This is a genomic window from Actinocorallia herbida, assembly GCF_003751225.1.
Taxonomy (GTDB): domain Bacteria; phylum Actinomycetota; class Actinomycetes; order Streptosporangiales; family Streptosporangiaceae; genus Actinocorallia; species Actinocorallia herbida.
Window position 1 is genome coordinate 7,607,995 of sequence record NZ_RJKE01000001.1, and the last position, 22,250, is coordinate 7,630,244.

The 22,250-nt window shown below is 73.5% G+C and carries 20 protein-coding genes; 9 read left to right on the forward strand and 11 right to left on the reverse strand.

Annotation, left to right across the window (positions count from 1 at the left end; all coding sequences use genetic code 11):
- Positions 1-41 precede the first annotated feature (41 nt).
- Genes EDD29_RS34685 through EDD29_RS34700 form a run of 4 tightly spaced genes read right to left on the reverse strand, consistent with a single transcriptional unit; the run spans position 42 to position 5,117 of the window.
- On the reverse strand, positions 42-917 hold the full coding sequence (locus EDD29_RS34685) for a sulfurtransferase (RefSeq protein ID WP_123670858.1): 876 nt from the start codon (positions 915-917) through the stop codon (positions 42-44).
- Positions 914-2,032 (reverse strand): alkaline phosphatase family protein, encoded by a 1,119-nt coding sequence (locus EDD29_RS34690; RefSeq protein WP_123668475.1) that lies wholly within the window; start codon positions 2,030-2,032, stop codon positions 914-916. Before EDD29_RS34690 ends, EDD29_RS34685 begins: the two co-directional genes overlap by 4 nt.
- A complete protein-coding gene (locus EDD29_RS34695; protein ID WP_123668476.1) occupies positions 2,029-2,613 on the reverse strand; it encodes a DUF5998 family protein in 585 nt (194 codons plus the stop codon). The genes EDD29_RS34690 and EDD29_RS34695 overlap by 4 nt, the downstream gene beginning before the upstream one ends.
- Positions 2,614-2,666: 53 nt before the next feature.
- On the reverse strand, positions 2,667-5,117 hold the full coding sequence (locus EDD29_RS34700) for a bifunctional acetate--CoA ligase family protein/GNAT family N-acetyltransferase (protein WP_123668477.1): 2,451 nt from the start codon (positions 5,115-5,117) through the stop codon (positions 2,667-2,669).
- A gap of 257 nt (positions 5,118-5,374) precedes the next feature.
- Here EDD29_RS34700 and EDD29_RS34705 point away from each other — a divergent pair, with 257 nt between their 5' ends.
- The 6 genes from EDD29_RS34705 (at position 5,375) to EDD29_RS34730 (ending at position 10,668) form a co-directional block, all read left to right on the forward strand.
- Positions 5,375-6,268, forward strand: coding sequence for a carbohydrate kinase family protein (locus EDD29_RS34705; protein WP_123668478.1), 894 nt, complete (start codon positions 5,375-5,377; stop codon positions 6,266-6,268).
- Positions 6,269-6,574: 306 nt separating this feature from the next.
- Complete coding sequence (locus EDD29_RS34710) at positions 6,575-7,558, forward strand: methionine ABC transporter ATP-binding protein (RefSeq protein WP_123668479.1); 984 nt, start codon at positions 6,575-6,577, stop codon at positions 7,556-7,558.
- Positions 7,559-7,596: 38 nt separating this feature from the next.
- Positions 7,597-8,196: a methionine ABC transporter permease gene (locus EDD29_RS34715; protein WP_123670859.1), complete on the forward strand. Its 600-nt coding sequence runs from the start codon at positions 7,597-7,599 to the stop codon at positions 8,194-8,196.
- Positions 8,197-8,217: 21 nt separating this feature from the next.
- On the forward strand, positions 8,218-9,024 hold the full coding sequence (locus EDD29_RS34720) for a MetQ/NlpA family ABC transporter substrate-binding protein (RefSeq protein ID WP_123668480.1): 807 nt from the start codon (positions 8,218-8,220) through the stop codon (positions 9,022-9,024).
- Between the two features lie 157 nt (positions 9,025-9,181).
- Entirely contained in the window at positions 9,182-9,514 is a 333-nt protein-coding gene (locus EDD29_RS34725; RefSeq protein ID WP_123668481.1) for a hypothetical protein, read from the forward strand.
- A 50-nt stretch (positions 9,515-9,564) separates the two neighbouring features.
- Positions 9,565-10,668 (forward strand): DUF6745 domain-containing protein, encoded by a 1,104-nt coding sequence (locus tag EDD29_RS34730; RefSeq protein ID WP_123668482.1) that lies wholly within the window; start codon positions 9,565-9,567, stop codon positions 10,666-10,668.
- 90 nt (positions 10,669-10,758) lie between these two features.
- Here EDD29_RS34730 and EDD29_RS34735 read toward each other — a convergent pair whose 3' ends face one another.
- The 5 genes from EDD29_RS34735 to EDD29_RS34755 all read right to left on the reverse strand — a co-directional run bounded on the left by EDD29_RS34735 (position 10,759) and on the right by EDD29_RS34755 (position 15,712).
- Positions 10,759-11,598: an STM4011 family radical SAM protein gene (locus EDD29_RS34735; RefSeq protein WP_211360102.1), complete on the reverse strand. Its 840-nt coding sequence runs from the start codon at positions 11,596-11,598 to the stop codon at positions 10,759-10,761.
- The gene (locus EDD29_RS34740; RefSeq protein ID WP_123668483.1) at positions 11,598-12,896 is read right to left on the reverse strand and encodes an STM4012 family radical SAM protein; all 1,299 of its coding nucleotides are present in this window, start codon (positions 12,894-12,896) and stop codon (positions 11,598-11,600) included. Before EDD29_RS34740 ends, EDD29_RS34735 begins: the two co-directional genes overlap by 1 nt.
- Complete coding sequence (locus tag EDD29_RS34745; RefSeq protein WP_123670861.1) at positions 12,893-13,660, reverse strand: STM4013/SEN3800 family hydrolase; 768 nt, start codon at positions 13,658-13,660, stop codon at positions 12,893-12,895. Before EDD29_RS34745 ends, EDD29_RS34740 begins: the two co-directional genes overlap by 4 nt.
- Positions 13,661-13,722: 62 nt before the next feature.
- Entirely contained in the window at positions 13,723-14,775 is a 1,053-nt protein-coding gene (locus EDD29_RS34750) for an STM4014 family protein (protein ID WP_123668484.1), read from the reverse strand.
- 4 nt (positions 14,776-14,779) lie between these two features.
- Entirely contained in the window at positions 14,780-15,712 is a 933-nt protein-coding gene (locus EDD29_RS34755; protein ID WP_123668485.1) for an STM4015 family protein, read from the reverse strand.
- 176 nt (positions 15,713-15,888) lie between these two features.
- On the opposite strand from EDD29_RS34755, the gene EDD29_RS34760 reads away from it, so the two are divergent.
- The 3 genes from EDD29_RS34760 (at position 15,889) to EDD29_RS34770 (ending at position 20,067) form a co-directional block, all read left to right on the forward strand.
- Positions 15,889-17,949, forward strand: a complete 2,061-nt coding sequence (locus tag EDD29_RS34760; RefSeq protein WP_123668486.1) for a RecQ family ATP-dependent DNA helicase — start codon at positions 15,889-15,891, stop codon at positions 17,947-17,949.
- 594 nt (positions 17,950-18,543) lie between these two features.
- Positions 18,544-19,134, forward strand: coding sequence for a DUF2238 domain-containing protein (locus EDD29_RS34765; RefSeq protein ID WP_148086193.1), 591 nt, complete (start codon positions 18,544-18,546; stop codon positions 19,132-19,134).
- Positions 19,135-19,281: 147 nt separating this feature from the next.
- A complete protein-coding gene (locus EDD29_RS34770) occupies positions 19,282-20,067 on the forward strand; it encodes an MBL fold metallo-hydrolase (RefSeq protein ID WP_123668488.1) in 786 nt (261 codons plus the stop codon).
- Positions 20,068-20,431: 364 nt separating this feature from the next.
- On the opposite strand, the gene EDD29_RS34775 is transcribed toward EDD29_RS34770, so the two are convergent.
- On the reverse strand, positions 20,432-21,037 hold the full coding sequence (locus EDD29_RS34775) for a response regulator transcription factor (RefSeq protein WP_123668489.1): 606 nt from the start codon (positions 21,035-21,037) through the stop codon (positions 20,432-20,434).
- Entirely contained in the window at positions 21,034-22,158 is a 1,125-nt protein-coding gene (locus tag EDD29_RS34780; protein ID WP_123668490.1) for a sensor histidine kinase, read from the reverse strand. The genes EDD29_RS34775 and EDD29_RS34780 overlap by 4 nt, the downstream gene beginning before the upstream one ends.
- Between the last annotated feature and the right edge of the window lie 92 nt (positions 22,159-22,250).

The following is a 22,250-nucleotide window of genomic DNA, read 5'->3' on the forward strand; positions in this document are numbered from 1 at the left end:
GCGCGTCGTGGACGCGCCCGCGGCTTCGGCGACGCGCGGTGTCAGGCGCCCTTGGCCACGGGACGGGACGGGTCGGTGATCCAGCCGGACCAGGACGGCGGGTAGAGCGCGGCGGGGACGCCCGCGAGGGTCAGGGCGAGGATCTCGTGGGCCGCGGTGACGCCGGAGCCGCAGTAGACCGCGACGTCGGCGGCGTCGGTGGCGCCCAGGGCGGCGAACCGCTCGCGGAGCACCGCCGGAGGCAGGAACCTGCCGTCGCCGCCCACGTTGGCCCAGGTGGGCGCGTTGACGGCACCGGGGATGTGGCCCGCGACCGGGTCGACCGGCTCGACCTCGCCCCGGAACCGCTCGGCGGCGCGCGCGTCCAGCAGCACCCCCGCCTTGGCGAGCGCGGCCGCGCCCTCGGCGTCGACCACCGGCAACGTGCCCGGCCGGGCGGTGAAGCCGCCGGGCTCCGGCGCCGCGGACTCGGTCGCCACCGGCAGGCCAGCCCTGGTCCAGGCGGTGAAGCCGCCGTCCAGGACGCGCACGCGCGGGTGGCCGAAGTAGCGCAGGCACCACCACGCGCGGGCGGCGCTCGTGGCGTCGGCGTCGTCGTAGACCACGACGAGGGAGTCGTCGGAGACCCCGGCCCGCCGCATCGCCGCCTGGAAGTCCGCGGCGGCCGGCAGCGGGTGCCGCCCGCCCGCGCCGGGCCGCGCGGCCAGCTCGGTGTCGAGGTCCACGTAGGCCGCGCCGGGGATGTGCCCGGCGCGGTAGGCCTCGACGCCGGGCGGGCCGCCCAGGCGCCACCGGACGTCGAGGATCACTGCCTGGTCGCGCAGGCGGGCGAGCCCCTGCGCGTCGATGAGGGGGCGCACCTCGTCAGTGTGACCGCTGCCGTCCCGTTCGGGGAGGGGCTGATGTCCCGTGCTCATCGCGCCTCCCACAGCAGCGGCACCAGTTGCTCCTCGGGCACGAGCGAGCCGTGCATGCCGACCATGAGGCCGTCGATCGGGTCGACCGCGGTACGGACGATCGCCAGGCCGCCGCGCGCGACGGCGACGACGTCGCCGATGCGGGGCAGCATCGCCGGGTCGACCGGGCCGAAGCAGCCCGCGGCGACCGCCTGCGCGCGGGACATGACCCACGCGCGGTCGCCGAAGAACTCCGTGTAGGCCGCGAGGACGTCGTCGGCGGCGCCGTCGACGGTGTAGACGTGCCGGGCCCTGGCCTCGCCGCCGAACAGCGCGACGCCCTCGGTCAGCGCCGGGTGGTCGTCGATGTCGACCTTCTCGTCCGGGTTCGTCATGCCGTGGTCGGCGGTGACGTACAGGCCGGTCCCCGCCGGGACGACCTCGGCGAGCCGTTCGGCCAGCAGGTCGACGAACCTGAGCTGGTGCCGCCAGGTCTTGGAGCCCGCGCCGTACATGTGGCCCGCGGTGTCCAGGTCGGAGTGGTACACGGTGACGTGCGCGCGCTTGCCCTCCAGGGCCTCCTCGGCGCGCGCGACGAGCTGGCCCATGCCGTCGGCGGGGACGTACTTCACGCCCCGGGTGATGGCCGAGTTGAAGCCGCTGCCCATGTACGCGCCGGAGGCGATGTAGCTGGAGGTGATGCCCGCGTCGGCGGCCCGGGAGTAGACCGTGCGGCGGGGCTGGAAGGACTCGGGGTCGGTCTGCCCGTTGTCCCAGCGGAGGCAGTTGAGCAGCCTCCCTTCCCCGGGAACGGCGACCTGGTAGCCGAGCATCCCGTGCGCGCCCGGAGGCAGGCCGGTGGACAGGGAGCTGAGGCTCGTCACGGTGGTGGCCGGGAATCCGGCGGTGAGAGCCCGGCCGGGAAGGGAGCTCAGGAAGGGCGTCTCCTCCGGATGCGCCTTGAGCAGCTCCCAGCCCATGCCGTCGATGAGCAGCACGCAGGCGCGCGGCAGCTCCGGCAGGTCGAGCACGTTCGCCGCGCCGGCCACGCCCAGCGAGCCCAGCACCGACGAGGAGAGGTCGGCGAGCGCCGTCTCCCCGTAGCGGGGGACCGGGATCTCCCCGAGGCCCGTCATACGGTCGTCACCGCCGTGAGCGCCTCGGCGAACGCCAGCACCTGGCTGACGGCCTCCGCGCCGTCCGCCGCCTCGCTGACGCGCAGGGACAGGTCGTCGGACGTGACCGCGCCGGTGTAGCCGTGGTCGGCGTCGCAGTTCTCGTCGCCGCAGCCGGCCGGCTCCAGGTCGATCCGGGAGTTCACGCCCCAGCCGAGGGTCAGCACGACCTCGGTGGGCGGCACGCCCGGCACATAGCGCTCCGGGCGCGGCACGACCCTGGTGACGGCGACCGAGGAGATGCGGTCGAGCTTGACCGCCTCGGTCGTGGTCGAGCAGTGCGGCTGCGGCACGAGGTCGCTCGGCGGGTGCTCGTCGGTGTGGCAGAACAGCAGCCGCGTCGGCGACAGGACGAGGACGGTGACGTGCCTGCGCACCTCCATGCCGGGGTCGAACGCCGCCTCGTGGTGGACCACGTAGGCGAGTACTTCCTCGGTGCCCATTGCCGACTCGACGGCTCCGGCGACCAGCTCCGGGTAGTAGCCGCTGCGCTCGATCGCGCTGCGCAACCCGTGGTCGTCCTTCGCTCGGGTTTCCCTCATTCCCCCATCCTGCCCTGTTCCAGAGCCCGAGCGCATCCCGGCGGCCCGAGGCGTCACATCCGGCGGGGCTCCAGGGGCAGGCGCGGGCCCGGCGGTTGGGCCAGGGTGAGACGGGCGTCGGTGACCGTGACGCCCGTGGCGTCGACCATGACCGGCTCCAGCTCCAGCCTTGCCGCCTCGGGCAGGTCGCTGGCCAGCCGCGCGACCCGGATGAGCAGTTCCTCCAGGGATTCGACGGCGACCTTGTCCGCGCCCTGGTGGCCGAAGAGCAAAGGGGCCATCCGGATGGCCCGGACCATGTCGGCGGCCTCAAGATCGGTCAGGGGGGCGAGGCGGTAGGCGCGGTCGTCGAGGAGCGCCGCGGCGATGTCCGACAGGCGGAAGGACACGACCGCCCCGAAAGACGGGTCCTCCTGCGTGACGATGTGGACCGCGACGCCACCGCGCTGTCCCCCTACGGAGACGCCGTAGCAGGCGAGGAGTTCTTCGGCGTCTCCGCGTTCGCCCCTGGCCAGCCACCCTGCGACGAGATCACGCGCCCGTTCCTGGTCGATCCCTTCCAGGTCGGGGACGTGGCCGTGCGGACGGCGCCGCCAGGACGCGTAACGGGACGCGTAGGACAGGGCGCGAACCGCGTCGTCGGGGGCGGAGTAAGAAGGCACGGAGCCCGGACCGGGTTCCCCCGTCGGCGACAGCACCCGCAAGGCGCGCGGCATGCCCTTCTGGCCGAGGTAGGTCGCCAGGATGGGCTTGGAGGACTCCCGGGCGACGGCGGAGATCGCCTCGGCGACGGGCTCGGACTCGCGTACGCCGGACAGCATCAGCTCGGCCCCTCCGAGGACCGGGGGCGTGTACATGACGATCACCGCGTCGCAGGACTTGTCTTCCAGGGCCTCGGTGAGCGCGCGGGTGTAGTCGGCCGCCACCGCGTTCGGGCCGAGCGAGGCGAGCGGGCCCGCGACGAGCCCGTGGGCCGCGGCGGAGTCCTGGGCGAGCAGCCCGAGGGAGTCGGCGTTGTCGATGATCGCGACACGGTTGCCCGCGGGCAGCGGCTGGTAGGCGAGCAGCTGGGCGACGTCGAACATCTCGCCGAGGTCCTCCACCCGCAGCATGCCCGCCTGCTCGAAGAGCGCGCTGACCGCGTGGTCGGGCAGCTCGATCCGGCGGACCGAGTGGCCGAGGGGCACGCCCTGGAGCGACCGGCCCGTCTTCACCGCGACGATCGGCTTGCTGAGGGAGACGCGGCGGGCCAGGCGGGTGAACTTGCGGGGGTTGCCTATCGACTCCAGGTGGAGCATGACGGCGGTGGTCGAGGGGTCGGCCTCCCAGTACTGGAGGAGGTCGTTGCCCGAGACGTCGGCCCGGTTGCCCGCGGAGATGAACGTGGAGAGGCCGAGGCCGCGCTCGGCGGTCCGCTGGAGGATGGCGATGCCGAGGGCGCCGGACTGGGAGAAGAAGCCGACGGGCCCCCGGTAGGGCAGCACGGGGGCGAGGCTGGCGTTCAGCCGCACCGCGGGGTCGGTGTTGGCGATGCCGAGGCAGTTGGGGCCGACCACGCGCATGCCGTTGGCGCGGGCGACCCGGACGAGGTCCTGCTGGGCCGAGCGGCCGGTCTCGCCCATCTCGGCGAAGCCGGAGGAGACGACGACGAGGCCGTGCACGCCCTTGGCCGCGCACTGGGCGATCACGTCCTGGACCGCCGAGGAGGGCACCGCGACCACCGCGAGGTCCACCTCGTCGGGGATCTCGGCGACCGCCCGGTAGGCGCGCACGCCGGCGACGGCGTGCGCCTCGGGGTGCACCGGGTAGACGGGTCCGGTGAAGTCCGCGCCGAGGAGGTTGCGCAGGACCGTCTGGCCGACGCTGTGCGAGACGCGGCTGGCGCCGATCACCGCGACCGACGCGGGGTGCAGCAGCCGCCGGATGGACCGGGACTCCGCCCGGTGCTCGCGGGCGGCCATGACCTCCACGGAGGTCTCGGTGGGCGAGAGGTCCAGGGTGAGCTGGATGATCCCGTCCTCGAACCGCTGGACCGCGGCGTACCCGGCCTCCTTGAAGACCTTGGTCATCTTGCGGTTGTCGGGCAGCACGTTGGCCTCGAAGCGGGCGAGGCCGCGCTCCCTGGCCGCCGCGGCGAGGTGCTCCAGCAGGACCGAGCCGACGCCGCGGCCCTGGTGGGCGTCCTCGACGAGGAACGCCACCTCGGCCTGGTCGGGATCCTTTGTCCTGTCATAACGGACCACGCCCACCATTTGCTGACCAATCGTGGCGATCAACGCCACCCGGTCGGAATAGTCGACCGTGGTGAAATGCCGAATCTCCTTCTCGCTCAGGTGGGGACGCGGGGAGAAGAACCGGTAGTAGATCGACTCGGCCGAGACCCGCGAGTAGAAAGCCCGCAGCAGCTCCGCGTCCTCGGCTTTGATGGGGCGCAGGTGGGCGGTCCCGCCGTCGGAGAGGACGACGTCGGCCTCCCAGTGATCGGGATAGGGATGATCGGTCACAAGTCGAGCGTAGGCGACAACCGAATAACGGTCACGCGAGGGTCACGGGGTGGACCTGACCGGTTCGGGCCCCCGGGTTCCGGGGTTTACTGGAGTGGGCGCATGTGAACGGTCCGGACAAGAGGTCGGGCCGTTACCCGTTTCGCTGCGCGTTCGAGACCAAATCCGAGCGTGGAAGCTGTTACGGTCGTCGCCACGCCCAGGCAGAATGGTGCGGGTCTGTCGTAAGGCGGAGCTGCGTAAGAGCGAGGTGAATCATGACACGCGTGGTCGTGGTCGGCGATCTGATGACCGACGCCGTGGCACGAGCCGCGTACCCCCTGGCCAAGGGGAGCGACACCCCGGCCAGCGTGACGATGCACGGCGGGGGTTCGGGGGCGAACGTCTCGGCCTGGCTCGCGGTCGAGGGGGTCGACGTAGCGTTCGTCGGCCGCCGCGGCTCCGACATCAACGGCCGGAACCGGGACATGGAACTGATGGGCTACGGCGTCGACGCCCGGCTCGTCATGGACCCGGAGCGGCCGACCGGCACCTGCGTGATCCTGATCACGCACAAGGGCGACCGGACCATGATGTCCGACCCGGGGGCCAACGGCGCGCTGCTGCCGGACGACATCCCCGCGGACCTCTTCACGCCCGGCGGCCATCTGCACGTCTCGGGGTACTCGCTGCTCAACGAAGGCTCCCGCAACGCCGCGCTGCACGCGCTGCGCCTCGCGGGCAAGGCCGGCATGTCGGTCTCCGTCGACGGAGCCTCCTCCTCGCCGCTCAAGCGCGCGGGGGCCGAGCCCTTCTTCGAGTGGACCCACGGCACCAAGCTGCTGATCGTCAGCACCTCGGAGGCCGAGGCGCTGACCGGCAGGGACGAGCCCGAACTCGCCGCCAAGGTGCTCACCGCCTGGTACCCGCAGGTCGTCATCAAGATGGCCGACGAGGGCTCCCTGTGGTACACCAACGGCCGCCCCGAGCCGATCGTGGTGCCCGCGGAACCCGTCGAGAAGGTGGTCGACGGCACCGGCGCGGGCGACGCCTTCACCGCGGGGTTCCTGCCCGCGTGGCTCGACGGCAAGCCCCCGGCCGAGGCGCTCGCCGCGGGCAACCGCCTCGCCGCGCGCGCCATCACGCACCTGGGCGCGCGCCCGGCTCTGTAAGCACCGGCTTCATCAAGGGCGGGACCTTCGGGTCCCGCCCTTTCGGCATGCCGTATTAGATCACCGTGGGTGATGATCGACTACGGTCCGATTTGGCGGACATGACCGTCTTGTGATTAGCTCATGTCCATGACCGCCGACCCGAGAGACCGCCGCCCCTTGCGGGCCGTGCGCGTCGCGTGTCGGCGAATGTGCGGTTGAGGCCCTGACGCGGTCCCGGTCCACCGGTGCTCCGCGCGCTCCCGCCCCTGTAAGCCCCACTACCGCGGTGCGCCCGAACGCGGCCCTGCCCGGGAATGAGAACCCTTGATCAAGCTCGACGACCTCACCAAGGTGTACCGCGCCCGCGGCCGCACCGTGACCGCGCTGGACGGCGTCAGCCTCGACGTCGCCGAAGGCGAGATCCACGGGGTGATCGGCCGCAGCGGCGCCGGCAAGAGCACCCTCCTGCGCAGCGTCAACGTGCTGGAGCGGCCCGACACCGGCCGCGTCTTCGTCGACGGCGCCGACCTGCTCGCCCTGCGCGGCGACGACCTGCGCAAGGCCAGGCAGCGCATCGGCATGATCCACCAGCACTTCGGCCTGCTCGGCTCCCGCGACGTCACCGGCAACGTCGCGTTCCCGCTGGAGGTGACCGGAGTGCCCCGCCGCGAACGCCTGCGCCGCGTCGCCGAACTCCTGGAGCTCGTCGGCCTCACCGAGCACGCCCGCGCGCACCCGGCGCAGCTGTCCGGCGGCCAGAAGCAGCGCGTCGGCATCGCCCGCGCGCTGGCCGCCGACCCCAAGGTGCTGCTGTCCGACGAGGCCACCTCCGCGCTCGACCCGGAGACCACCGACTCCGTCCTCGACCTGCTGCGCGACCTCAACCGCGACCTCGGCCTGACGATCCTGCTGATCACGCACGAGATGGGCGTCGTCAAGAAGATCTGCGACTCCGCCTCGATCATGCGCGACGGCGCGATCGTCGAGACAGGCCCGGTGCTCGACCTGCTGGCCAGTCCCGGCTCGGAACTCGCGCGCGGCCTGTTCCCGCTGCCCGCGCCGACCGTGCGGCCCGACACGACGGTCCTCGACGTCACCTTCATCGGCGACGACGCCTCGACGCCGTTCATCTCCTCCCTCGCCCGCACGTACTCCATCGACGTGAACGTGCTCGGCGGCGCCATCGAGGAGGTCGGCGACACCCGCGTCGGCAGGCTGCGCATCGAGCTGCCCGGCACCCCCGAACTCAACGCCCCGCAGATCGCGCACCTGCGCGAGAGCGGCCTGACCCTGGAGATCGCGGCTTGAGCGCCGACCTCGTCCTCGCGCTGCAGGAGACCTTCCAGATGGTCTGGGTCTCCGCGGTGCTCACCGCCTTGGGCGGGCTCCTGCTGGGCGTCCTGCTCATCCTCACCGACCGCGGCGGGCTCGCGCCCTGCGTCCCGGTCAACCGGGTGCTCGGCCTCGTGGTCAACGTCGGCCGGTCGCTGCCGTTCATCATCCTCATGGTCGCGGTCCTGCCGCTGACCAGGGCGGTCGTCGGCACCACCATCGGCACCGAGGCGGCGATCGTGCCGCTCACCATCGGCGCGATCCCGTTCTTCGCGCGGCTCGCCGAGACCGCCCTGCGCGAGGTCGACCCCGGTGTGGTCGCCGCGGCCCGTGCCATGGGCGCCTCACGCGGCCAGATCGTCGGCAAGGTCCTGCTGCGCGAGGCGCGGCCCGGTCTCGTGGCCGGCCTGACCGTCACCGTGATCACCCTGATCGGCTACTCGGCCATGGCCGGGGCGATCGGCGGCGGCGGCCTCGGCGACCTCGCCATCCGCTACGGCTACCAGCGCTTCGAGACCGGCACGATGATCGCCTGCGTGGCGGTGCTGGTCGTGCTGGTCCAGGTCATCCAGATGCTGGGCGATCTCCTCGTCCGGCGGCTCTCCCACAAGTAAGAAACCCGAAAGGCACAGCCCGTGCTCCGTAAGATCACCGTTGCCCTGTCCGCCGCGGCCCTGGCGCTCACCGCGGCCTGCGGCGGCGCCGCCGAGTCGAACGACGACGCCCTCGTCATCGGCGCGAGCCCCTCCCCGCACGCCGAGATCCTCACCTTCGTGAAGGACAACCTCGCCGCGGACGCGGGCCTGGACCTGGAGATCCAGGAGTTCTCCGACTACGTCCAGCCGAACATCGCGCTCAGCGACGGCACGCTCGACGCCAACTACTTCCAGCACAAGCCCTACCTCGAGGACTTCAAGGCCGAGAAGGGCCTCGACCTCACCTGGGTCGGCGACGTGCACCTGGAGCCCCTCGGCGTCTACTCCGAGAAGGCCAAGTCCCTCGACGCGCTCAAGAGCGGCTCCGTCGTGGCGATCCCCAACGACGCCACCAACGGCGCCCGGGCCCTGACCCTGCTCGCCGACCAGGGCGTCATCACCCTCAAGGACGGCGCGGGCGTCACCGCCACCGAGAAGGACGTCACCGCCAACCCCAAGAACCTCGAGTTCAAGGCCCTGGAGGCCGCGCAGCTCCCGCGCTCCCTCCAGGACGTCGACGCCGCCGTCATCAACGGCAACTACGCCATCGCGGGCGGCCTGGTCCCGTCCGAGGACGCCCTCGCGCTGGAGTCCGCCGACGGCAACCCGTACGCCAACGGCCTCGTGGTGAAGACCGGTGACGAGACCGACCCGCAGATCACCAAGCTGATGGAGCTGCTCCGCTCCCCCGAGACCCGCGCCTTCATCGAGAAGCAGTACAAGGGCTCGGTCCTGCCCGCGAGCTGACCTTCCCCATCCGCGCCGGGGTCTCCCCCGGCGCCCCCAGCCACATCGAGGCCCCGCGCTCGCCCGCGCGGGGCCTCGATGTGCTTCCGGGCGGATTTCTCCGGCCGCCCCGTCCGCGGGGCCGGATTCTGTCAGTGGCGGCGGTTACGTTCGGCCCATGTACCGCCAGGGAGACATCCTCATCCGCCCGGTCGACGGCGCGGCCGTGCCGCCGTCCGTCCTCGCGCTGCCGCCCGTCGCGCGCGATTCCCGGGGCCGCGTCGTGCTGGCCCTCGGTGAGGCCACCGGCCACGCGCACGCGCTCACCGGTCCGGGCACGCTGTACCGGACCCCGCAACCGATGAGCCCCGACTACCTCCACCTGTCGGAGGGCGGGCGGCTCGTCCACGAGGAGCACGGGCCGATCACCCTGCCGGCGGGCTGGTTCCAGGTCGTCCGGCAGCGCGAATACGTGGCCGCGTCCCTCACCGCCCGCGCCGTCGCCGACTGACGCCGGCCCCTCCCCTGCTCCCCTGCCCTGAGAGAACGGCGATCCCGACGATGCCCTTCACCGCGACCCCCGCAGACCGCCCCCGCGCCGAGGCCGGGGCGGCCGCCGCCTACCGCGCGGCGGGCCTGCCCGAGCCGTCCCACATCCTGTGGGTCCCCTCCCCGTTCACCGGGGCGGTCCTCGCCGCCCTGCTCGATCCGGAACTGCCGGAGACGCGGGCGGAACTCGCCTCCCTGATCCCGGCGGGCACCTGCACGCTGCGCTCCCCGGGCGTCCCCGAGCGCGCGCTACCGTCCGCCGAGGCGGCCGAGCTCCTTCCCCGGCTCGGCGCCGGCGCACCCGTCCGCGAGCGGGTGCGCTCCCTGCCCTGGGAGGCCGAACGGGCCGCCGCCTACGCCGAGCTGGGCCCGGCGGGCTGGGCGGAGACCTGGGCGCGGACGGGCGGGCCCACCTGGGAGCCGGTGAACGGGCTCGTCGCGCGGATCCGGGCCGCCCTCGGCGAGCTGGGCGGGGAGGAGCACGGCAGCCGGCTGCGCGGCGCGAGCCTGGACGCCGTCCTGGGCCAGCACGACGCGCCCTGGCTCGGCCTGTTCGCCTCCCTCGGCCGCCTCGCGCCGCTGCACGGCCTCGCCGAGGTCGCCGCGTCGGCGGGCTGGTGGTGGCCGCGGGAGAACCTGGTGATCCTCTCCGAGCGCCCGTCCCGGCTGTGCCGCGACGAGCCGGGCCGCCTGCACAGCGGCGACGGCCCCGCCCTGGCCTATCCCGACGGCTTCGCCCTGCACGCGTGGCGCGGCATGCCCTTCCCCGCCGGGTTCGTCGACACGCTCGCCGCGCTCACCCCGGCGAAGATCCGCGCGGAGGACAACACCGAGCTGCGCCGGATCATGCTGGAGCACTTCGGCTACGACAGGTACCTCGCCGAGTCCGGCGCGGCTCCCGTGCACAAGGACGAGACCGGCACCCTGTGGCGGATCGAGCTCCCCTTCGACGAGCCCGTCGTCATGGTCGAGGTGCTGAACTCCACCCCGGAGCCGGACGGCTCGGTGCGCACCTACTACCTGCGGGTGCCACCGGAGGTCCGGACGGCCCGCGAGGGCGTCGCCTGGACCTTCGGCCTGACCGCGCAGGAGTACCACCCGGAGAAGGAGACCTGATCGGCATCTGATCCCGAATCCAGCCGGGGCGCCCCGCAACAGGGGCCGGGGCGCCGCGGACGTCGAAGGCGGGCCGCCCTGCCGGGCGGTCTACAGGTGTGCGGGTATGCGCTCCAGAAGGCCGTCGGTGAACACGTCGTAGAGGCCGAGCGGCTCCAGGTGCAGGTAGCCGATGTGGCAGTCGCACAGCGTGTTGGGGCAGGCCGAGGGCGCCCTGTCCGGGATGAAGGTGCCGTCGTAGAGGTTGCCGAGCGGCGTCTTCACGAAGTGGCAGCGCCGGACCGTGCCGTCCCCGGCGACGGAGACGACGTCGTGGCCGGTCCGGCAGGGCAGGCCGAGGCTGCGGTGGGGGTGGCGGCTGTAGGAGAACAGGGGGTCCAGGGCCGTCCAGTCGGCGGCCTCGGCATCGGTGTAGCTCAGGCCCTCGGCGGCGTTGATCCACAGATAGGTCTCCCCCGGCAGGTCGGCGCGCATGCGCCGGGCCGCCTCCAGGTGCTCCGGCTGCCCGACGACGCCGACGCTGTGCCGTACGCCCAGGGCCGTGAGCTCACGGCTCTTGGCGAGGAACCTTTCGTGGGACACCTGTCCGGGGTGGTACGTCGTCCACAGGGCGAGGGCGTCGAGGTCGGCGCGGGCGGTCCAGGCCGTCCGGCCGCCCAGATTGGTCTGGATCGCCACCCGCCGCACCTGCGGCAGATGGCTCAGCTCGATCATCGTCTCCCGGTACCAGGAGCGGACCAGGCCCTCCCCCCACGGCGTGAACAGGACCGCGGTGTCGCCCTCTCGGGCGGCGACCCAGGCGGCGAACCTGGCCAGGGCGGCCCGGTCGGCGCGCAGTTGCGCACGGCTGTCGCGGCGCTTGGCGAACGGGCAGTAGGGGCAGTCGTAGTCGCAGCTGGCCAGGGGGCCGCGGTAGAGGATCGTCAGCATCAGCGCAGTTCGTAGGTGTCCATGAGCCGCCGCGTCTCCGGGGAGAAGAGGGCGGGGCCGATCGCGTCGGAGTGGGCGAGTCCCTCGGGGGTCAGCGCGATCCTTCCCGAGATGCGCTCGAGCCACCCCTTCTCCGCGAAGGGCGTCAGGTCGGCGTCGGCCGCGGGGTCGGTGCCGAACCTGCGGGTGTAGGCGGCGGTGTCCACACCCTCGGCCTGGAGCAGGGACTGGAGCAGGTGCCTGCGGCGGCGTTCCGTGCCGTCGAGGCGGAACCCGACCCGGGCGCGGCCGAAGTCCTCGGCGCGGACGTACTCGTCGATGATCGCGCGGACCTCGGCGGCGTGCACCGCGTACTCGAAGGAGTAGTGGAGCCGCGAGGTGTAGGAGCGGGCGCCGCAGCCGAGGCCGACCATGCCGTCCTCCTGGCAGGAGTATTCGGTGCCGCCGCCCCCGCCCGGCCGCCGGAACATCCGCATGGACACCTGCTCGTACCCGAGGGACAGCAGGTGGTCGCGTCCCGCGCGGTACAGGCCGAGGCGCTGGTCGTCCCAGTCTCCGGCGAGCCTGCCGAGGCCCGTCAGCGGCCTGACGTACAGCGGGTAGAGGTACAGCTCCTCCGGCTTCCACTCCAGCGCGCGGTCGATCGAGGCGATCCAGGTCCGCTCGGTCTGCCCCTCGATGCCGTAGATCAGGTCGATGTTCAGGACGGGGAAGCCCGCGTCGCGGATCGCGTCGAGGGCCGTCACGACCTCCGCGGCGCGCTGCGGGCGGACCGCGGCGCGCGCCTCGGCCTCCACGAAGCTCTGCACGCCGATCGAGACGCGGGTGGTGCCGAAGTCGCGCAGGACGGCGAGCCTGTCGGGGGTCGCCGTGCCGGGCGAGGTCTCGACGCCCAGGGGCACGCCGATCCCGTCCCGTGTCCCATCGCGCGCGGCGAGCCTGCGGGTGAGCAGGCAGAGGCGTTCCAGCTCGGCGGCGGTGAGGTAGGTCGGGGTGCCTCCGCCGAAGGCCGCCTGGGCGAAGGCGGCGTCGCCGAGCGCGTCCAAGGTCGCGTCCGCCTGGCGTTCGAGGGCGGCGAGGTAGGCGGAGGTGAGGTCTTCGGGCGCGCCCGTGCGGGTGAACAGGTTGCAGAAGCCGCAGCGGATCTCGCAGAACGGGATGTGCAGATAGAGGAACAGCGCGGAGGTGTCCTCGCCCGCCCAGACGTCGGCGAGGGCCGGGGCCGGGTCGAGGGGACGGTAGGCGGTCTTGTGCGGATAGGCGTACACGTAACCCTGGTAAGGACCTGAGGGCGTCAAGCGATCACGAACTCCCCGTACGGCACGGTCCAGACGACCTCGTGCCCAAGTCGATGCCCGACATATCCGTCTTCGCCGTAGGCGGTCCCGTGGTCGGCGCAGACGATGACGAAGGACGGCCTGCGCAGCATCGCGAACAGCCGGCCCATCCTCGCGTCCACGTACTCCAGGGCCGCCGCGTGGGTCTCCAGCGAGTCGCCGGAAGCGCCGGGCAGGTAGAAGTGGTTAGGCTGGTGCAGCGAGGCCACGTTGAGCAGGAGGAACAGCCGCTCGGAGGTGCGCGCCAGCACGTCGGCGACGGTGTCGAGCTGGTGGTCGAGGCCCTCCCGGCAGGTCACCCCGAACTCGCGCGTCCAGTGCGCCTCGGCGAACATGCCGGGCAGCACCGAGCCGAGCGGCGTCAGCCCGTTGAAGAACCCGACGCCGCCGACGCACACCGTGCGGTATCCGGCCGCGGCGAGCCCTGCGGGCAGATCCGCCTGCTCGTACGTCCAGGTGCCTTGCGCGGTGGTCTCGCTGCCCGGGAACGCCCCGGCGAACAGCCGCGGATGCGGTCCCGGGCCGGCGGGGGTCGGCAGGAACCCGCTCAGCATCGCCATGTGCGAGGCGAACGTGAAGTTCCCCGGGGCGTGCCGCTCCTGCCAGGCGAACCGCTCGGCCATGCGCGGCGTGCGGCCTTCGGCGGCGAGCCGGACCGCGACGTCGTGGCGCAGCGTGTCGAGGGTCACCAGCACGATGTCATGGGTGCCGACGACCGCGTTCATGTCGGGCACAGGCGGCCTCCGGGGTTGACGGAATTCCCCGTTCTACCAGGCATACCGACATCTCACCCATTCACCGGTACCGAGTGGCGGGTCTGGAGATAGGCCGCGACCTGGGCGTCATAGGTGTCCATGCCCTCCGCGGGGGTGCCCGGCAGGCCGGGCAGGCCCGGGAGCAGATCGCCGAACGCGTTGACCTCGGCCACCGCGAACCTCCGCAGGCCGACCCCGACGAGGAGGTCCACGCCGACCATCGTGCTGCGCGGGAAGCAGGAGGCGGCCCGGACGCACACGTCCATCGCCTCCGCCCACGGCAGCGCCGCCCGGACCGCGGCGAGATCACCGCGGCGGCCGCCGAGGTGAAGGTTGGTCATCGGCGCCCGCGCGGTGCGCGCCACCACGTGGGTCGGCACGCTCGCGACGAGCACCACGCGCAGGTCGAAGACCCGGCCGCCCAGCGCGGCCTTGGGGAACCAGCGTTCGACGTGCAGCCCGTCCGGCGCGAGGGCGTCGACGAGCGCCGCCACCTCGTGCTCGCCGGTGTAGGCGCGCACGCCGAGCGCGTTGTACCAGCCCGCCGCGTCGCGCGCCGCCGACGTCTGCGCCCGGATCCTGCCGCCCGCCGCCTGGAGCGCGATCACCCCGGCCGCCGACGACCCGTGCGCGGGCTTCACGAAGACCCGGTGGAACCCGGACTCGGCCATCCGCTCCCGCAGCTCCGCGTACCCGCCGACCGGCCCGAGCGCGGGCGGCACCGGCACCCCGGCGGCCGCGAGCCTGGCATGGGTCGCCCGCTTGTCGAACAACACCGCGATCTCGTCGACGTCGCCGGACGACGGATAGGGCCGCAGGCGTTCCAGGCCGTCGAGGAAGGTGCGGTACCAGCGCGCTCCCCCACCGAGCCTCGACGGGTCGCCGGGGCCGCGCAGCAGCGTGTTGGCCTCGGCGTCCTCTCCCGGCGAGTCGATCCGCAGCATCCCTTCGACGGCGAGGGGACGTCCCGTGAGGACGTCCCGCCAGGGGACGACAGAGGGCGCCGCGAGCCCTGCCCGGGCGCAGGCCGCCGCGAAGAGGCCGACGCGGCGGTCGCCCGGGGTGCCGACGACGGTGAGGCGCACCCGGCTACTCCGAGACCTCGACGAAGCGCCATTCGTCCTCGGCGTCGTTCTGGTCGGCCACGTCGACCGCGACACCGGGCAGCGCCGCGACGACCCGCGCCATCATCGGGGTGGACATGTAGTGGTGGTGCAGGTCGAGCCGGGCGAGATGGCCGAGCGGCTGGCCGGACAGCAGAGCCTCGGCGCCCGTGTCGGTGAGCGAGCCCATCGACAGCGACAGCGCCTCGAGCCGGGCCACGACCGGGGCGCCCGCGACGGCGGCCGCGATCGGGTCCTGGAAGTCGGAGTTCTGGATGCCGAGGGCGCGCAGCGAGGGCAGGCGCTCGCCGCTGAGGATCCCGGCGAGGTCGGGCACCGTGGTGTCGCCGCCGTAGTCGTCGACGCCGAGCCACAGCTCCAGGGACTCCAGCGCGGGCAGCTCGGAGGCGGCCACCGCGCGCACGACCCGGCCGGGCAGGCCGCCCGCCTCGAACCGCAGCGACTTCAGCGCGGGCGCCTTCAGCGGCTCGAGCGCGAGGTCGGACCCACCCCGGACGACCACCTCCTCAAGTCCCTCGAAGGCGGTGAACAGGGTTGTGATGTCGCCGTGCATGATCCAGGAGATCTCGGACTCCTCCTGGAGGTACTCGCCGAGGAAGAACGCCTTGAGGTCCGGGAACCGCACGGCCGCGTCGGTGAGCAGGGCGAGCGGCCTGGTGGAGGTCACTTCGTAGGTCGGGCCCCAGTTCCCGAAGATCAGCGCCCGCACCCGGGCGGTGTCGACGTGCTCGAGGAAGCCGGCGAACAGGGTCTCGAAGGGTTCGAACGCCTCGACATAGTCGTCGATGCGCAGGCGCCACGCCACGGACGCCGGATCGGGCAGCCCGGTGAACTCGCTCTCCTCGGTGATGTCGAACACCGGGAGACCGGCGAAGGACTCCGTGAATCCGTTGATCATCGTCGATCGGCCTCTCTGGGGGAACTGACGCGAAAGGTCTATCAGCAGGGGCCGACAGACCGCAGTCGGACGCGTGGCCGGCGCATAACGGATCAATCGCCGGTTCTCCGGGCGTGCCGGAGAGTTGTCCACAGGCTCGTCCGCGGGTGTCGGCGCGGGCTGGTAGTCATGGGGATATGGAACTGCGCGAGGAAGCCGAGAGGTGTTTGCGGGCGCTGGCCGGGGAGGGCGCCCGGCTGCGCGAGGACCAGTGGCGGGCGATCTCCGCGCTGGTCTCCGACCGCCGCCGGGCGCTGGTCGTCCAGCGCACCGGGTGGGGCAAGTCCGCCGTCTACTTCGTCGCCACCGCGCTGCTGCGGGCGCGCGGCGCGGGCCCCACGGTGATCGTCTCCCCGCTCCTGGCCCTCATGCGCAACCAGATCGAGGCCGCCGCGCGGGCGGGGATCACCGCCCGCACCGTCAACTCCGCCAACATCGAGGATTGGGAGGCCGTCTACGGCGAGGTCTCCTCCGGCGCGGTCGACGTCCTGCTCGTCAGCCCGGAACGGCTGAACAACCCCGAGTTCCGCGACCGGGTGCTGCCTAAGCTCGCCGTCGACGCCGGGCTCGTCGTCGTCGACGAGGCGCACTGCATCTCCGACTGGGGCCACGACTTCCGGCCCGACTACCGGCGGCTGCGCACCCTGTTCGACGAACTGCCCCCGGGCGTCCCGGTGCTGGCCACCACCGCCACCGCCAACGCCCGTGTCACCACCGACGTGGCCGAGCAGCTCGGCGAGGGCACCCTGGTACTGCGCGGCACCCTGGAGCGCGACTCCCTGCGGCTCGCGGTGGTCAAGCAGCCCACCCCCGAGCGGCGGCTGGCCTGGCTGGCCGAACGCCTGGCCGAGCTGCCCGGCTCGGGGATCATCTACACCCTCACCGTCGCCGCCGCGCACGAGGTGGCCGCGCTGCTCCGCGAACGCGGATACGAGGTCTCCGCCTACACCGGGCAGACCGAGCAGGCCGAACGGCTGCGCGCCGAGGAGGATCTACTCGGCAACCGGCTGAAGGCCCTGGTCGCCACCAGCGCCCTCGGCATGGGGTTCGACAAGCCGGACCTCGGCTTCATCGTCCACCTGGGCGCGCCGGCCTCGCCCGTCGCCTACTACCAGCAGATCGGCAGGGCCGGGCGCGGCGTCGACCGCGCCGAGGTGATCCTGCTGCCGGGCGCGGAGGACAAGGCGATCTGGGCCTACTTCGCCTCGCTGGCCTTCCCGCCCGAGCCGCTGGTGCGCGCCACCCTCGGCGCGCTCGGCGAGCGCCCGCTGTCCACGATCGCGCTGGAACCGCTGGTGGATCTCTCCCGGTCCCGGCTGGAGACCATGCTGAAGGTGCTGGACGTCGACGGCGCGGTCCGCCGGGTGAAGGGCGGCTGGATCGCCACGGGCGAGCCCTGGGAGTACGACGCGGAACGCTACGCCCGCGTCCAGGAGGCGCGGGAGCGCGAGCAGCGGACCATGCTCGCCTACGCCGACACCGACGAGTGCCGGATGGTCTTCCTGCGCCGCACCCTCGACGACGCCTCCGCCGAGCCGTGCGGCCGGTGCGACGTGTGCACCGGCGAGCCGTGGTCCGCCGAGGTCGCCGAGGACTCCGTCGCCGGGACCAGGGAACGGCTGGCCCGGCCCGGGGTCGCCCTCGCGCCGCGCAAGATGTGGCCCACGGGCCTCAAGGACGACCTGGGGCTCGCCGGGCGCATCCCGGCCTCCGCGCAGGCCGAGGAGGGCCGCGCGATCGGGCGGCTCACCGGGGTCGGCTGGGGGCCGCGCCTGCGCGCCCTGCTCGATCCGCACGCCCCGGACGGCCCCGTGCCCGACGACATCCTCGCCGAGGCCGTCAAGGTGCTCGCCTCCTGGAAGTGGGCCGAGCGCCCCGTCGCGGTCGCCTCGATCGCCTCCCGCACCCGTCCCGAGCTGGTCGGCTCCCTGACCGAGCACATCTGCCGCGTGGGCCGCCTCCCTTACCTGGGCGCCCTCACCTCCACCGGCCCCGTCCCACCCGTCCAGCACAACAGCGCGATGCGCCTGCGCGCCGTCCTCGCCTCGCTCACCCTCGACTTCCCCGCCCCGACCGGCCCCGTGCTCCTCATCGACGATCTCTCCGACACCGGCTGGACCCTCACCGTCGCCGCCCGCCTCCTCCGCGGATCCGGCGCCACGGCCGTCCTGCCCCTGGTCCTCGCCACACCGACCTGACCCGCGCCTCGCCCGCCGGCCCCGAACCGCCCACCCGGCCGTCCGGGGCCGAGCCGCCACGCGCCCGGCACCGCGGATCCGGGCCGAGCCGCGCACGCCCGGTGAGACTCGGCCGAGGCGGGCGGAGGCCGCCGGACGCCCCGGTCAAGGGCGTCGCGGGGCCCGGCTGGACCACGCAGAGGTCACACGCGGGGCAGGGCGAGCGCGGGGCCGACCGGAGCACGCGGGGAGTAACGGGCGCAGGGCTCGACTGGTCAGGGCGGGCGCGGGCCTGGCTGGAGCACGCAGAGCGGACGCGGGGCAGAGCGGACACGGGGCAGAGCGGACGCGGGGCAGAGCGGACGCGGGGCAGAGCGGACACGGGGCAGAGCGGACGCGGGGCAGAGCGGACGCGGGGCAGAGCGGACGCGGGGCAGAGCGGACGCGGGGCCCGGCTGGAGCGCGCGGGGGTCAAGGGCGGGCACGGGGGTCCGGGGCCGGAGCGGGCCGGGGAATTCGGGTGGAGGCGCGGTGGCGGGGGACGGGTTCGGGAGCGGGGCAGGGAATTCGCGGGGAGGGGTGGCGTGGGGGGCGGGTGTGGTGGAAGGTGGCGGGATGCGTGGATGGCGGGTGGTCTCGGTCGGGCTGAAGGTCGCGCTGGTGATCTTGCTGGGGATGGCGGTGGCCTTCCCCGAGTGGGAGAGGTTCGCCGACAAGGCGATGGGTGCGCGGGCCGTCGCGTACCCGCTGGCGGCGCTCCTGGTTCCGGCGGTGTGGTGGGTGCGGAAGGCGCTGCGCAAGGCCGGGCCGTTCCCGTGGGATGTGGACGCGCTGCTGACCGCGCCGTTCGTGATCGACGTGGCGGGGAACGCGGCCGACCTCTACGACTCGGTCTCCTGGTTCGACGACTTCTGCCACTTCTTCAACTGGGTGCTGCTGGTGTCGGCGGCCGGGGTCGCGCTGCGCCGCGCGTCGCTCGACCTGCCGCGGTGGACCCATGTGCTGCTGTGCGCGGGGATCGGGGCGATCGCCGCGATCGGCTGGGAGATCGCCGAGTACGGCGCGTTCATCCTCGACACGCCCGAGAGCGTCGGGATCTACCGGGACACCCTCGGCGACGAGGCGCTCGGCACCCTCGGCGCGCTCTGCGCGGGCCTGATCACCGCGTGGATCCCCCGTCGGGAGCCCGAACAGACCTCCGCTTGACGGTCTTTCGTCGGTTTTGTTCTCTGTTGACTCGGTCACGCTGAGTAGTTTTGGAAGGGTCTTCCGGATAGGGTGGAGGTGTTTGCCGCTGCTTGGCAGCACCGTGACGGAAGTCGCGGCGACCCCGACCCGCCGAGGAGACCGCCCGTGCGCGCCCCACGCATCACCCGGCTGTCCGACGACGCCCATTTCGTGGAGGCCGCCGCCGTCAACTGGACCATCCTCGCCGAGGGCGACGACGTCACCCTGATCGATGCGGGCTACCCCGGCGATCTGGAGACCGTGCGGTACAGCCTTGAGGCGGTCGGGCACCGGCCGGAGCAGATCACCGCGATCCTCGTCACGCACGCCCACGTCGATCACATCGGGGCGATCCCGGCGCTGCTGCGGCTGGCGCCCAAGGCCCAGGTGATCACTTCGGCGGAGGAGGCGCCGCACGTCCGGCGCGAGTACCTCCAGCAGGCCGCGCCGAAGGACGTCGCGGCGAACCTGTGGCGGCCCGGCTTCCTCGGCTGGACCCTGCACATCCTGCGCGCCGGGGCGCTCAGCGACCCGCGCGTCCCCGAGGCCCGCCCGCACACGCACGACGACCTCGTCCGCGACCCGGTCTCCGGCCTGCCCACCACCGGCGCCCTCGACGTGCCGGGCCGCCCCGTGCCCGTGCTCACCCCCGGGCACACCTCGGGCCACACCTGCTACCACCTGCCCGACCTCGGCGCCGTCGTCACCGGCGACGCCCTGGCCACCGCGCACCCCACCTCGCGCCGCCGCGGCCCCCAGCTCCTCCACCCGATCTTCAACCACGACGAACGCGCCACCCGCGCCGCCCTCTCCCTGCTCGCCCCCCTTCCCGCCGACACCGTCCTGCCCGGCCACGGCCCCGTCCACCGCACCCCGATCTCCGCCGCCGTGGCCGCCGCCCTGTCCTCCTGACCCGCGCCCCCACCGGGCCCCCCTGTCGCGGAACCTCCAGCGCCCCGGACCGTCACACCGGGCCCCGCCCAGAACCACCCCCCTCGCGTGGAAAGAACGCCGATCCCCCCACGTATACGGCGTGGTGCCGGGGAGTCCCCAAGGCCGGAGGCGGAGCCGACCCGGTCTCGCGCGGCCCGAACGCGCCGTGGCGCCGGGAAGGCCATGTGATCGGGCCAGGGCCAGAACAAGCCCCAGTCCTGCGCGGTCTGGAAACGCGGCGGCACCGGGAAGGCCGCGCGGCCGAGCCAAGGTCAGGGCCGGCCCCGGTCCTGTGCGGCGTGGAGCGGCGTGGTGTCGGGAAGGCGGTGTGGTCGGGGCAGGGTCAAAGCCAGCCTCGGTCCTGGGCGGCCTGGACCGCGGCGTGCCGGTTGGCGGCGTCGAGCTTGGTGACGGCGGAGGAGAGGTAGTTGCGGACGGTGCCTTCGGAGAGGGAGAGGGCACGGGCGATCCGGGAGACGGGGGAGCCGTCGGAGGCGGCCCGGAGGGCGTCGAGCTCGCGCGGCGTCAGGGGGCATTCCTCGGCGGCGAGGGCGTCGGCGGCCAGCTGGGGGTCGATGTAGCGGGCGCCCGCGTGGACCTGCTCGATCACCTCGGCGAGGCGGGAGCCCGACGCGTCCTTGCCGAGGAACCCGCGGACGCCCGCGGCCATGGCGCGGCGCAGGTTGCCCGGCCTGCCGTGGCCGGTGACGATCACGACCCGGCAGCCGGGCAGCTCGGCGGCGAGCCGTTCGGCCGCGGAAAGGCCGTCCAGGCCCGGCATGTCGATGTCGAGGACCGCCACATCAGGGCGTTCGGCCAGCGCGCGGGCGACCGCCTCGTCTCCGCGGCCCACGTCGGCGACGACCTCGATCCCGTCCACGGTGTCCAGGAGCAGCGCCAGCGCCTCCCGGACGAGGTGGTGGTCATCGGCCAGCAGGACCCTGATCACTGCGCCTCCTTCAGGGGCACCGTCGCCAGCACCCGGAACTCCCCGCCGTCGGCGGGACCCGCCTGGAGCGCGCCGCCCACCGCGGCGAGCCGTTCGCGCAGCCCGGCGAGCCCGCTCCCGGCGCCCGCCGTCCGGCGTGCCCCGTCGTTCACGATCTCCAGTTCGGCGCGCGCCCCGTCCGTCCGGACGGCCATCGCGCACCGGGTCGCGCCGCTGTGCCGCAGCACGTTCGTCACCGCCTCGCGCGCCACCCAGCCGAGCGTCTCGTGGACGTGGCGGGGCAGGTCGGCCGGGAGGGCGGCGCCCTCGCAGTCGATCCCCGCGGCCCGCAGGACCGCGGTCGCGCCGTCGAGTTCGGTGCGCAGCGAGGTGATCCGGTAGCCGCGGACGACCTCGCGCATCTCCTGCACCGCGCCGCGCGCCATCGCCTGGATCTCCGCGAGCTCCCGCGCCACCCGGTCGGGGTCGCGGGGCAGCAGCCGCTCGGCGAGCTCGGCGCGCAGCGCGACCGCCTGGAGGCTGTGCCCGAGGACGTCGTGCAGGTCGCGGGCGAAGCGGATGCGCTCCTCCCCCACCGCGCTGCGGGCCAGTTCGGCGCGGGCGTCCCGCAGTTCGCCGACGGCGAGGCACAGCCAGACCGTGGCGTAGGCGGACAGGCCCGCGATGGGCAGGCCCAGCCCGGCGATCACCGCCTGGAGCCCGTCCGCCCCGGTCGCCAGGGTGATCCCGCCGGCGAGGAAGGCGGCGGCCGCGGCGAGCGGCACCGAGAGCCGTTCCGGCAGGGTCACCGCGAGCATCCCGCCGACCGCGAGCATGCCCGCGTTCCAGGCGGGTCCGAGCAGCGGCGGGAGGGCGAAGCAGACCGCGGCGACGACGGCGAGCGCGATCCGGCTGCGCGCGCCGATCTGCCGGGTGGCCGACTGCCACATCAGCCCGCCTTGGAGCACCACGACCAGCAGCGCCGCCGCGGTGCCGCCGGCGGCGGGCCGCAGCGGCCCACCGGAGACCGCCTCGCCGATCGCCCCGGCGACGCCCTGGACGAACAGCCCGCAGGTCGCGACCGTGGACAGCGCGACGACGAACCCCACGATCGTGGTCTCGCGCGGCAGCCGCGGGCGCACGGCCCACCTCCCTGGTCCGGGGCTCCACAGCGTACGCGCAAGGCCCGACCCCCAGGCAGAACACCACGGAAGCCCCCACCCGACCGAACGAC